The sequence below is a fragment of the Pseudoclavibacter sp. JAI123 genome (assembly GCF_013409665.1).
In the GTDB taxonomy this organism is placed as follows: Bacteria; Actinomycetota; Actinomycetes; order Actinomycetales; family Microbacteriaceae; genus Pseudoclavibacter.
Map to the genome: position 1 here is coordinate 1,958,803 of NZ_JACCCM010000001.1, position 12,432 is coordinate 1,971,234.

Annotated in this window: 9 protein-coding genes; 4 read left to right on the forward strand and 5 right to left on the reverse strand. The window is 67.3% G+C overall.

The genetic code is table 11. The features are described 5' to 3' along the window. Positions 1-51 precede the first annotated feature (51 nt). Together HDC34_RS09215 and HDC34_RS09220 are read left to right on the forward strand one after the other, a co-directional pair. On the forward strand, positions 52-1,389 hold the full coding sequence (locus tag HDC34_RS09215) for a glutamine synthetase family protein (RefSeq protein ID WP_104253347.1): 1,338 nt from the start codon (positions 52-54) through the stop codon (positions 1,387-1,389). A gap of 3 nt (positions 1,390-1,392) precedes the next feature. Then, positions 1,393-4,410 (forward strand): bifunctional [glutamine synthetase] adenylyltransferase/[glutamine synthetase]-adenylyl-L-tyrosine phosphorylase, encoded by a 3,018-nt coding sequence (locus HDC34_RS09220; RefSeq protein ID WP_179556642.1) that lies wholly within the window; start codon positions 1,393-1,395, stop codon positions 4,408-4,410. Between the two features lie 52 nt (positions 4,411-4,462). Here the strand turns inward: HDC34_RS09220 and HDC34_RS09225 are convergent, their stop codons facing one another. Together HDC34_RS09225 and glnA are read right to left on the reverse strand one after the other, a co-directional pair. Continuing rightward, entirely contained in the window at positions 4,463-4,789 is a 327-nt protein-coding gene (locus tag HDC34_RS09225) for a hypothetical protein (RefSeq protein WP_179556643.1), read from the reverse strand. A 131-nt stretch (positions 4,790-4,920) separates the two neighbouring features. Continuing rightward, on the reverse strand, positions 4,921-6,345 hold the full coding sequence (gene glnA / locus HDC34_RS09230) for a type I glutamate--ammonia ligase (protein ID WP_104312035.1): 1,425 nt from the start codon (positions 6,343-6,345) through the stop codon (positions 4,921-4,923). Between the two features lie 167 nt (positions 6,346-6,512). Between glnA and HDC34_RS09235 the strand changes: the two genes are divergently transcribed. Further along, positions 6,513-6,938, forward strand: coding sequence for an RDD family protein (locus HDC34_RS09235; protein WP_179556644.1), 426 nt, complete (start codon positions 6,513-6,515; stop codon positions 6,936-6,938). A 36-nt stretch (positions 6,939-6,974) separates the two neighbouring features. On the opposite strand, the gene HDC34_RS09240 is transcribed toward HDC34_RS09235, so the two are convergent. Further along, positions 6,975-7,694, reverse strand: coding sequence for a DUF4191 domain-containing protein (locus HDC34_RS09240; protein WP_104312033.1), 720 nt, complete (start codon positions 7,692-7,694; stop codon positions 6,975-6,977). Positions 7,695-7,810: 116 nt separating this feature from the next. On the opposite strand from HDC34_RS09240, the gene HDC34_RS09245 reads away from it, so the two are divergent. After that, positions 7,811-9,484 (forward strand): hypothetical protein, encoded by a 1,674-nt coding sequence (locus HDC34_RS09245; RefSeq protein WP_179556645.1) that lies wholly within the window; start codon positions 7,811-7,813, stop codon positions 9,482-9,484. 18 nt (positions 9,485-9,502) lie between these two features. Here HDC34_RS09245 and sucB read toward each other — a convergent pair whose 3' ends face one another. Continuing rightward, positions 9,503-10,984, reverse strand: coding sequence for a 2-oxoglutarate dehydrogenase, E2 component, dihydrolipoamide succinyltransferase (gene sucB, locus HDC34_RS09250; RefSeq protein ID WP_179556646.1), 1,482 nt, complete (start codon positions 10,982-10,984; stop codon positions 9,503-9,505). 32 nt (positions 10,985-11,016) lie between these two features. Next, the gene (gene lpdA / locus HDC34_RS09255) at positions 11,017-12,417 is read right to left on the reverse strand and encodes a dihydrolipoyl dehydrogenase (protein WP_218854935.1); all 1,401 of its coding nucleotides are present in this window, start codon (positions 12,415-12,417) and stop codon (positions 11,017-11,019) included. Between the last annotated feature and the right edge of the window lie 15 nt (positions 12,418-12,432).

Below are 12,432 nucleotides of genomic sequence, written 5' to 3' on the forward strand. Positions count from 1 at the left end.
GCTCAGGCCCAGTAGCCTATGGGGAGGCGCACAACAAGAATTGGAGCCCGAGTGGACAAGCAGCAGGACTTCGTACTCCGCCAGATCGAGGAGCGCGGGATCAAGTTCATCCGCCTGTGGTTCACGGATGTTCTCGGAACATTGAAGTCCGTGGCTATCGCACCGGCGGAGGTCGAGGGTGCCTTCAATGAGGGCATCGGGCTCGACGGCTCCGCCGTCGAGGGCTTCACGAGGCGCTCCGAGGCGGACATGCTCCTCCACCCGGACCCATCGACCTTCCAGATGCTGCCGTGGCGTGGGGACATCGACCCGACGGCGCGCATGTTCTGCGACATCTCGACGCCGGATGGCCAGCCCTCCGTGACCGATCCCCGTCGGGTCCTCCGCCGTGCGCTCGACGTGGCCTCGGCGCAGGGCTTCACGTTCTATGTGCACCCCGAGATCGAGTTCTACCTGCTGAAGTCGGATGAGGCGCTCAACGGCGAGCCCGTGCCCGCCGACAACGCCGGCTACTTCGACAACGTCCCCGGTGGCACCGCGCACGACTTCCGTCGCCGCGCCGTCCGCATCCTGGAAGACCTCGGCATCTCGGTGGAGTACAGCCACCATGAGGCTGGCCCCGGGCAGAACGAGATCGACCTCCGCTTCTCCGACGCGCTCAACACGGCCGACAACGTCATGACGTTCCGCACGGTCGTCAAGGAGGTGGCCATCGAACAGGGCGTGTACGCGACGTTCATGCCGAAGCCCATGTGGCAGCACCCGGGCAGCGGCATGCACACGCACGTCTCGCTGTTCGAGGGCGACACCAACGTCTTCCACGAGCCGGGCGCCGAGTACCAGCTCTCGAAGATCGGCAGGCACTTCGTCGCGGGTCTCCTCAAGCACGCACCGGAGATCACGGCCGTGACGAACCAGTTCGTGAACTCCTACAAGCGCATCTGGGGTGGAGACGAAGCCCCCAGTTACGCCTGCTGGGGCCACAACAACAGCTCGGCGCTCGTGCGCATCCCGACCTACAAGCCCAACAAGGGCGGCTCGGCGCGTGTCGAGTACCGCGGCATCGACTCGGCGGCGAACCCGTACCTCGCGTACGCGGTCCTGCTCTCCGCCGGGCTCAAGGGCGTCTCGGAGGAGTACGAGCTTCCCGCCGAGATCGAAGGCGACATCTGGGAGATGTCGCCTCGCGAGCGCAGTGTGCTCGGCTTCGACCCGCTGCCCTCGAGCCTCAACGAGGCCATCTCCATCATGGAGAACTCGGAACTCGTGGCCGAGACGCTCGGCGAGCAGGTGTTCGCGTACTTCCTCGCGAACAAGCGCGCCGAGTGGAAGCAGTACCGCGCTCAGGTCACCCCGTTCGAGCTGGCCTCGAACCTGCACGCCTTGTAAGCCGTGCGCTCCGACGGACTGCGCACGCGCCTCGCGAGGGCTGGTTTCGCCGCGCCGAGCGAGGCCGAGCCGCACCTCGCGGAACTGACCGAGCTCACGGGCGTGCGCGCGGACGACCTGTTCTCGGTCGTCGACGAGCGCGTCGCAGACCCGGACCAGGCCCTGCAGTGGCTCGTGTACCTCGCCAGGCAGCACCCGAGCGCGGTGGACTCGCTGTTCGCCGAGCGGCCCAACGCGAAGACGGTGGTGCGCCTTCTCGGCGCATCGACTGGGCTCGCCGAGTTCTTCCTCCGGCATCCGCGCACGATGGAGGTCGTCCAGTCGGGCGAGGCGGAGCTGCCGACTCGTGAGGAGCTGCAGCGTCGCATGGCGGCGAGCGTGGGCGTGGACGCCGAACGTGCAGACGCCGACGGCGGCTTCGGCATGGCGGTGGCGCAGCTGACCGGTTCCGATGCGATTCGCTCGCTCCGCGTCCGCTACCGCACCGAATTGGCGCGCATCACCGCGTTCGACCTCGCCCAGGACGATCAACGCGGGTGCGTTCGAGAGGTGAGCCGCGCCCTCGCCGACCTCGCCGGAGAGACGCTGGATGCAGCCATCATGGTCGCGCGAGCTGAGGCGCAGTCGCCGCCGAGCGGTTTCGGTCGCTTCCCCGCCGAGCAGGTCGAGTGCGTCCGCCTCGCAGTCATCGGCATGGGCAAGGCGGGCGCGGAAGAGCTCAACTACATCAGCGACGTGGACATCATGTTCGTCGCCGAGTCGTCAGACCCCGAACAGGTCGCCGTGCCGAAGGCCGTCGAGATCGGTACTCGGCTCGCGAGCCTCACGATGCGCGTCATCGATTCCACCGACGTCGAGCCGGCCCTGTGGGAAGTGGACGCGAATCTCCGCCCGGAGGGCAAGGACGGCGCGTTGGTCCGGACCATCGACTCGTACGCCAAGTACTACGAGCGCTGGGCGAAGAACTGGGAGTTCCAGGCCCTCATCAAGTCACGGGCCATGGCGGGTGACCTGCGCCTCGGCTCGGACTTCGAGCGCAGAGTCGAACCGCTGATCTGGGCGAGTGCGAGCCGGGCCGACTTCGTCAAGCAGGTGCGCGCCATGCGTGAGCGTGTGACCGACCACATCCCCGCCGAGGAGGTCGACCTGCAGCTCAAGCTCGGCCCGGGCGGTCTGCGAGACATCGAGTTCACGGTGCAGCTGCTCCAGCTCGTGCACGGGCAGCACGATGAGAGCGTCCGAGAGCGCTCGACGCTCGCGGCCCTCGAAGCGCTCAGCGAGGGCGGGTACATCGGGCGGGATGACGCGAACCAGTTCTCCTCGGACTACGAGTTCCTGAGGCTGCTCGAGCACCGTATCCAGCTGCGAGCGCTCCGACGCACCCACCTCATGCCGACCAGCGACATCGAGCGTGCCGTGCTCGCGCGCTCCGCCAGCTTCGCGAACTCCCGAGAGCTCACGGACGAGTGGCAGCGGGTGAAGCTGCGGGTCAGGGGCCTGCACGAGAAGGTCTTCTACCGGCCGCTGCTCTCTGCGGTCGCCGCCCTGCCGACGGCTGGCTTCGCGCTCAGCTCCGACCAGGCCGAGGCCCGACTGCGCGCGATCGGCTTCCTCGACCCCAAGGGTGCGCTCGCGCACATCACCGCCCTCGTGAAGGGCGTCTCCCGGCGGGCCATCATGCAGCGCACGCTGCTCCCGGTGCTCATCGACTGGTTCTCGCAGGGGAGCGACCCGGACAGCGGGTTCCTCGCCTTCCGGAAGCTCTCCGAGCGTCTCGGCGACACCGCCTGGTATCTGCGGCTGCTCCGCGACAGCTCGGCCGCTGCGAAGCGGCTGACCCAGCTGCTCTCGGGTTCCAAGTTCGCCGCGGAGTTCTTCGAGCTCTACCCGGAGGCCGTCAAGTGGCTCGACGACGACGCGCAGCTGAAGCCGCGCTCGCTCAACGCGTTGCTCGACGAGGTCGCGACGACGATCCGTCGTCACGACGACGAGGTGGCCCTCAGGCGTGCTCTGCGCACGTTCCGCCGCCGCGAGGTGCTCCGTCTGGCGATCGGCGGGCTGCTGAGCCTCATCGACATCAAGCAGACGGGGGCCGGCCTCTCGGACATCGCGACGGCGACCCTGCAGGGCGCGTACGACGCGGTCCGTCGCATCGACAAGGTCGAGTATCCGCCATTCGCGATCATCGCCATGGGCCGCTACGGCGGCCGCGAGCTCGGTTTCGGCTCGGACCTCGACGTGCTCTACGTGTTCGAGCCCGGTGACTTCTCCAACCCGGACCTCGCGAGCCGACGAGCCCTCGCGCTCGTGCACCGCATCGTCGAGTTCACGGCGGACCCGCGGATGCCGATCGACCTTGATGCGGGTCTCCGGCCCGAGGGCAAGTCGGGCCCGCTCGTGCGTTCCCTGTCGGCCTACCGCAGCTACTACGCGCGGTGGTCGCTCGGGTGGGAGACGCAGGCGCTGCTCCGCGCCCACGATGTGGTCGGCGACGCGAACGTGCGCGACCGCTTCATGGACCTGGTCGACGATGTGCGCTACGGCAAGGAGCTCTCCGAGGACGGACTGCGTGAGGTGCGCCGGATCAAGGCGCGCGTGGAGAACGAGCGGCTTCCGCAGGGAGCTGACCCGAAACGCCACCTGAAGCTGGGCCGCGGATCCCTGAGCGACGTCGAGTGGCTCGCGCAGACCCTGCAGCTGCAGCACGCGATGCACACCGCGCCGCTTCGCACGACGTCGACCCTCGAGACCCTCGACGCCGCCCAGGGGGCGGAGCTGCTGACCCTCGCTGAGGCCAATCAGCTCAAGGACGCATGGCTCTTGGCGTCTCGCGTGCGTTCGGCGCTGTACCTGGCCACGAACAAGCAGTCGGACCTCCTCCCGCAGGACGGTCCGACGCTCGACGCCGTCGCGCGGGCGCTCGGCTACGCCCCTGGTTCGGGTCCGCTGCTGGAGGACGACTACCTGGGTGAGACGCGCCGCGCACGGCGCGTGTTCGAGCGACGCTTCTACGGGGAGTAGCGCCGACGCGAGACCGTCACGCGCGGACCGGCCGGGACTCCGTGGAATGGGTCTAGGACCCTGCGGCCTGCTGGTCGAGAATCGCCCGCTCGAGGCTGTCCGCGATCAGGACGGCATCGAGCCCGGATTGACGGCCGATGCCGACGGCGTGCTGCGCCTCGTGGGCGGCGAGCGCCTGCAACGCAGACTTCGCGGTTGTGAACTCGTGGGCGAGGAGCTCGTCGATGCAGCGATCCACGTCGGCATTGTGCCGCTGCCAGTCCTCGCTCTGCGGCTCGGACGACAGGCGGCGGACGGCCGCCGCGTGGATGCTCGCCGCGAGGCGCTTGTGGTGGTCGATGGCGGCCAGGGCTTGCGCGCGAAGCTCTTCGTCATCCATCCGTCCAGCTTGCCACGTCGTCGGGCGCCAGCCTGAGCGGAGACAGAGACACCGCCACCCGCTTCGGACGCGAACGGAACCGGCCCGCCTCGCAGGAGCGAGACGGGCCGGGTGCGGAACTGCGCTACAGGCTAGACGCCGTAGTAGAGCTCGAACTCGTACGGGTGCGGGCGCTGCGCGAGCGGCTGCACCTCGTTGACCGTCTTGTAGTTGATCCAGTTCTCGATGAGCTCTGGCGTGAAGACGTTGCCCTTCGTCAGGTACTCGTGGTCAGCCTCGAGCGCTGCGAGCGCCTCGGGCAGCGAGGTCGCGAGCTGGGGGATGCTCTTCGCCTCCTCCGGGGGAAGCTCGTAGAGGTCCTTGTCGACGGGCTCGTGCGGCTCGATGCGGTTCTGGATGCCGTCGAGGCCAGCCATGAGCTGGGCGGCGAACGCGAGGTACGGGTTGGCTGAAGCATCCGGTGCGCGGAACTCGATGCGCTTCGCCTTCGGGTTGGAGCCCGTGATCGGGATGCGGATCGCAGCCGAGCGGTTACCCGCCGAGTAGACGAGGTTGATGGGGGCTTCGAAGCCCTTCACCAGGCGGTGGTAAGAGTTCGTGGTCGGGTTCGTGAACGCGGCGAGCGAGTTGGCGTGCGCGAGCAGTCCGCCGATGTACCAACGAGCCGTGTCGGAGAGCGAGCCGTAGCCGGCCTCGTCGTAGAAGAGCGGCTCGCCGTCCTTCCACAGCGACTGGTGCGTGTGCATTCCCGAGCCGTTGTCGTTGTAGAGCGGCTTCGGCATGAACGTGGCCGACTTGCCCCACTGCTCGGCCGTGTTCTTGACGATGTACTTAAACTTCAGGATGTCGTCAGCGGCGCTGACCATCGTGTCGAAGCGGTAGTTGATCTCCTGCTGGCCACCCGTGCCCACCTCGTGGTGCGAGCGCTCGAGGATGAAGCCGGCTTCGATGAGCTTGAGCGTGATGTCGTCACGCAGGTCAGCCGTCTTGTCGACGGGGGAGACGGGGAAGTATCCGCCCTTGAACGGCGTCTTGTTGCCGAGGTTGCCGCCCTCTTCTTCGCGGCCCGAGTTCCAGGCGCCCTCTTCGGAGTCGACCGAGTAGAAGCTCTGGTTCGACGTCACGGAGTAGCGCACGTCGTCAAAGATGTAGAACTCTGCCTCGGGAGCGAAGAACGCGGTGTCGGCGATTCCCGTCGAGGACAGGTAGTCGACAGCCTTCTTCGCGACCTGGCGGGGGTCGCGGTGGTAGATCTCACCCGTGCGGGGGTTGTAGATGTCGAAGACCATGATCAGGGTCTTCGCCTCGCGGAACGGGTCGAGGTACGCCGTCGTGACGTCGGGGATGAGCTGCATGTCCGACTCGTGGATCGACGCGAAACCGCGGATCGAGGAGCCATCGAAGAGCTGGCCGACGGAGAAGAACTCCTCATCGACGGTCGACGCGGGGATGTTGAAGTGCTGCTGCACACCGGGGAGGTCGGTGAAGCGGATGTCGAGGAACTTGACATCGTTGTCGGTGATATAGGCGAGGACTTCAGACGGTTCTTTGAACATGGCTTCTCCGGGTCGTGTCGAAGGTGTTGGCGGACGGGGTCCTGTCATAAGCTAACCACTCGCTGTTGCCCCGTGGTCACTGTTATGTTTCGCGCACGTTACGCAGAGCGTGATAGTGCGCCGTCAGCGGCCCGCTCTCTGCCTCGCTCCGACGGTAAGCTTTTCGGATGCCCGCACAGTCAAGCAGCCCGGAGTTCGCACGTCCGGAGAACAACCGCTACCCGGGCTACCGCCTCGGGTATCCGGAAGAAGGGCGTGGCAGCATGGCGCCGATGCGCCGCCGCGTGCCAGCGCTCATCATCGACTACGCGGCCGCCGCGGGTCTTGCATTCGTGTTCTTCGAGTACGACTCGATCGCGATCCTGCTGCTCTTCTTCGCGATGACGACCGTCGGCATCATGCTGTTCGGCGGCTCCCTCGGGCACCTGGTGTTCCGGATGCGCGTCACGCGCCTCGACGGCTCAGCGCCCGGCTACCTTCGACCCCTGCTCCGCCAGCTGCTGGTGACGCTCGTGCTCCCCATGCTCGTGTGGGACAGCGACCAGCGCGGCGGCCACGACATCATGACGAGACTCGCCCTGCGGCTCGTGTAGAGCAGCAGGGCGAGTCTGTGGCGGGGATGCTGTAGATCAGCGCATCTGCGAACGCGAGGAGCGCATCCGCATCGGGTCGATGCCCTTGGGGATAGGGAGCGCGTTGCTGCCGAGGGCCTTCAAGCGGCTCGTCACGGCGACGATCTCTGGCTTGGTGAGCTTCTTCGGGAGCTTGTTGAGCGTCTTCCGGATCTTCACGAGCTTCACGTCGTCGGCGCCGGTGCCCACGTGGAAGTGGTGGATCGGCACGTTCGGCAGGATGCGAGCCGTCTTGCGGCGCTCGTCGTCGAGCAGCCGCTTCGTGCCGGCCTTGCTGCCCTCGGTGAGAATCACGACGCCGGGCTTGCCGATGGCGCGGTAGACCGCGTCCTGCGTCTTCGCGTTGAACGCGACGGGCATCTCGCTCGTCTGCCACGTTCCGCGCAGGGCGCTTGTGAGCACCTGGCCGGCGGCACCCGCACGGCCTTCGAGCTGCCCGAACGCAACGCGTTCGGCCCGCCAGTTCAGCGTGAACATGAAGAGGAGCACACCGACCATGAGGCCGAGGATCATCGTGAGGATCCAGATGAGCGCGTTCGACCCGGGGAGGAAGATGCTTACGAGCGCTGCGATGATCAGGGGGACGAGCACGGCAGCGGCCATGATCCAAGGTGCGGTCTTGTCGTACTTGACCGTCATCTTGAGGACTTGCCAGATCTGCTTGAAGCGACCCGGCTCTTTTTCCGCTGCTGCGCTGGCTTGTGGAGAGTTCGCCATAGTGCATCCAGAATACCGGCACTTCACCCCGTATTCACATTCGGACTCGTGACGACTTCTCCACAGACGATGAAGCTCGTCCGCTCCGGGCGCGAACGGGGCGTCAGGATCTTCGTGTGCAAGCCAGAGATCAGCGCAGAACCGACCGCAGCCCGGCTCCCACCTACCTCGATATCGCGGGTTGGCGGGTCGTCGACGTGCTGTCCAGCGACGGCCCCTGGCACCGCTACCTGGCTGTGGCGCGGGAGCGGGCGGCGTTGGAAGAGGACGACTGGCTGGCGAGCGCATCGCGATCGCGCCGGCAAGCGACCGCTCCCGTGCCCACGGAGGCCGTCGAGCTTGTCGTAGAGGCATCAGCCGGCCAGGGACTCACGCTCTCTGAGGTGTGCGTGCTGCTCGAGGAGATTGATGCGCCGAGTGCTCCTGCGCTCCGGGATATCGGTCAGACCGAGCAGCGGCAGGCGGTGGCCGTCCTCGAGGCCACCCCTGGGTCGAGTGTGGAGGAACTGCTCGACCGGCCTCACCCCCTCACAGCCGGCGAGATCGTGACGATCCTCGCTCCCATCGCGGAGACCCTCGTCGAGCTCCACGAGCACGGCGTGGCGATGGGCACGTTCGGGTGCGACGACGTCCGCCTGACCCTGGCCGGGCGACCGGTGCTCAAGAACTGGCAGCTGCTGACTCGTCTCGAGCAGAAGGGCCGTCCGCACGCCTGTGCTCTCCGAGACTGGCGATCCTTCGAGTCCCTCGCGGATCTCGTGCTGGCGCAGCTGCCGACGGAGACGGAGCTGCCCGCCGCGCTGGAGCGGGAATTCGATCGCTGCCTGTCGGGGGAGGTGGATGAGGGGCTCGGTGCGCGACTCCTCGACGCCCTGTTCACGTGGCAGGACGCCACGGACATCCAGGACCCGGCGGCAGGTGAGCCGGGGCCCTGGCGTGCGGTGCTGGCCGAGCAGGCGCCGGGGCCTGCCGCGGGCAGTCCCGTCATGGCCCCGTCCGCGGATGGCACCGTGGGCCGAGTCGCTGGTCCGACGCTTCTCGATGGGGAGGACCCGAGCCAAGCCCGGTCAGCGGATGTCGTTCACCGGGGGGACATCGATGGACTCCGACGTCCGTTCGCCGCCAGGGGGCGCGACGCCCAGGTGTCGCGCGAGGCCGCCAGCAGACATGAACGGCGGTCGCGACGACGTTCCGGCTCGAGGGTGCCACTCCTGTCGGCCATCCGGATGCCCTACCGAGTCGCAGCGGTGGCCGCGCTGGTCATGTGCCTGTGCGCGGTGTTCGTGGGAGTGGTCGGCAGTCGCAGCGGGGGAGCGGACGCTGGGAGCGCGAGCGGTGGCAGCGCCGCTCCGGCTGCGAGCTGGCAGACGCAGCAGCCTCACGGAGAAGCCTCCCCCGAAGCGCAGATGGCCGCGCCTCCCGAACAGCCGGCACCGACGGAGGAAGTGCCAGACTGGCGAACCGCGGCTGCGAGCGATGATCCTGCCGCGGCTGCGGCGGCGCTCGTGGGACGACGGACCGAATGCCTCGCCATGGCGGCCGCCGGCTGCCTCGAGGAGGTTTATCAGAGCGACGCGCCGGGACTCCCTGCCGACCTCAACCGACCCGCAGGGGCCGAGGACGAGCTTGTTGGCCTCCCAGTGGCGACGCTCCGCGATCGCTTTGGAGATTTCGCGGTCGTGGAACTGTGGCCCCAGAACGCGGTGCAGACGGCGGAAACGCCACCGGCCTCCCTCACGATCGCTCGTGGGGAGGCCGGATGGCTTCTACGCGATGTTCGAGTGGCGTGAGCCCCTCGAGGAGCGCTGCTAGATCCCGAGGTTGCCCTCGAACGCGCCCTCTTCGAGGCGGTTCTTGATCTGCGAGAGGAAACGAGCCGCGTCCGCACCGTCGATGATGCGGTGGTCGTAGCTCAGCGCGAGGAAGACGAGCGAGCGAATCGCGATCGACTCCTGCCCATCGGCCGTCTTGACGACCGCGGGACGCTTCGCGACGATCCCGGTACCGAGGATCGCGCTCTGCGGGAGGAACACGACGGGCGTGTCGAACAGCGCGCCACGCGAGCCCGTGTTCGTGACGGTGAACGTGCCACCGGCAAGCTCATCGGGGAGCAGCTTGTTGTCACGCGTGCGCTCCGCGAGGTCAGCGATCTGACCTGCGAGACCCGCGATGTCGAGCTCCGACGCCTTCTTGATGACCGGCGTGAGCAGTCCGCGCTCCGTGTCGACCGCCATGGCGATGTTCTCGGACTCCGGGTAGACGATGGAGTCACCGTCGACCGTGGAGTTGATGATCGGGAAGCTCTGCAGAGCCTCGGCCGCTGCCAGCGTGAAGAACGGCAGGAACGAGAGCTTGTTGCCCGTCTTCGAGTGGAAGTCGCCCTTGACGCGATCGCGCAGCTGCGCGATGCGAGTCACGTCGACCTCGACGACCGTCGTGAGCTGAGCCGTCGAGTTCATCGATGCGACCGCGCGCTCGGCGACGACCTTGCGGAGACGCGACATCTTCGCGGTCGTGCCACGCAGCTCGGAGACCTCGAACGGAGTCGGCTCGCCCGGCGTGCCAGCCGAAGCTGCCGGCGCGGGGGCTGCGCTCTTGCTCGACTCGGCGAAGGCGACGACGTCTTCCTTGCGGATACGTCCGCCGACGCCCGTGCCCTGGACCTTCGTGAGGTCGACGCCTGCGTCAGCCGCGAGCTTGCGCACGAGCGGCGTCACGTAGCGCGGGTCGGAACTCGAGGCGGCCGATGCCGACTCGCCGCCCTGCTTGGGCTGCGCCGGCTGCTTGGGCTGCGCCGGCGGCTTCGGAGCGGATGCCGACTGCTGCGCGGTCTGCGCTGCGGGCGTCGCCGCCTCCTTGGCGGGAGCCTCGGACGTCGTCTCCTTCTCGGGAGCCGGCTCCGCGTAGCCTTCGTCTTCCTTCTCTGCGGGTGCCTCTTCGGTCTCAGGAGCCGCGGCGGGCTGCGAGGTGGCTTCCGCCGCCTCCTCAACCTCTGGCTCCGCCGTTGCTTCTTCCTCAGCCGGGGCGCTGTCGTCGGACGAGGCTGCGCCCGAGCCATCACCGAGGCGAGCGAGGACAGCGCCGACCTCGACGGTCTCGTCTTCTCCGACGAGGATCTCCTCGAGGACGCCGGCGATCGGCGACGGGATCTCGGTGTCGACCTTGTCAGTCGAGACCTCGAGCAGCGGCTCGTCGACCTCGACGGTGTCGCCGACGCTCTTCAGCCAACGGGTGACGGTTCCTTCTGTGACACTCTCGCCGAGTGCCGGGAGCGTTACGTCTTCGCTCATGATGTTGGTTCTCCTTGAGTGGTTCTGGCGGGTCAGAGGGCGTGCAGCGGGACACCGGCGAGCAGACGGGCTGCTTCGCCGATCGTCTCACCCTGCGTCGGGTGGGCGTGGATGAGGTGTGCGACGTCCTCTGGGTAGGCCTCCCAGTTGACGATGAGCTGAGCTTCGCTGACGAGCTCGCCGACGCGGCCACCGATCATGTGGACGCCGACGATCGGGCCGTCGTTGACGCGGACGAGCTTGACCGTTCCGCTCGTGCCGAGGATCGAGCTCTTCGCGTTGCCCGCGAGGTTGTACTCGGCGGTGGAGATCGCGTCGTCGCCGAACTTCTCCTTGGCCTTGACCTCGGAGTAGCCGACGGAGGCGATCTCCGGGTCGGAGTACGTGATCTTGGGGATGTTGATGTCCTCGACCTGAACGGGGTTGAGACCCGCGATCTGCTCGGCGACGAAGATGCCGTGCTGGTAGCTGCGGTGCGCGAGCTGGAGGCCGGGAACGATGTCACCGATCGCGTAGACGCCGGGCACGTTGGTCTGGAGCGTCTCATCCACCGGGACGAATCCGCGGTCGGTCGTGACGCCGACCTCCTCAAGGCCGATACCGGCCGTGACGGGGCCGCGGCCGACCGCCACGAGGAGCAGATCTGCGTCGAGCACGTCACCGGACTCGAGCTCGACGTGCACGCCGTAGTCGTCCTGCGTGACGCCCTTGAAGCGGACACCGAGCTTGAAGTCGATGCCGCGCTTCTTGTACGCCCGCTCGAGCTGCTTGGAGACCGATTCCTCCTCGGCGGGCGCGAGGTGCTTGAGGCCCTCAACGATCGTCACCTCGACACCGAAGGAGCGCCAGACGCTGGCGAACTCGAGGCCGATGACGCCGCCACCGAGGATGACGACGCGGTTCGGGAGCCAGTTGAGCTCGAGCGCCTGCTCGCTCGTGATGACGTTGCCCGAGATCTCGAGGCCCGGAAGCGATCGCGAGAAGGAGCCGGTCGCGAGGACGACGTTCTTGCCCGTGAGGGTGTCGTCGCCGACCTGGACGCTCGTGGGCGAGACGAGCTTCCCCTCGCCCTGGAAGACGGTGACGCCCTTGGCCTTCAGGAGGCCCTGCAGGCCCTTGAACTTGCTGGCGACGATGCCCTCGCGGAAGGCGTTGACCTTCTCGATGTCGACGCCCTGGAATTCGGTCAGCACGCCGACGGATGCGGCTTCGTGTGCGTTGTCTGCAAGCTCTGCAGCGTGGAGCATGGCCTTCGTAGGCACGCAGCCACGGTGGAGGCACGTGCCTCCGAGCTTGTCCTTCTCAACGAGAGCGACGGTTGAGCCCAGCTGAACGGCGCGGATAGCTGCGGCGTATCCCGCACTTCCTCCGCCAAGGACGACGAGGTCGAAATTGTGTTCTGACACCCGGAAAACTCCCTCAATGGAATTCATAGAGAAGCGGCGGCC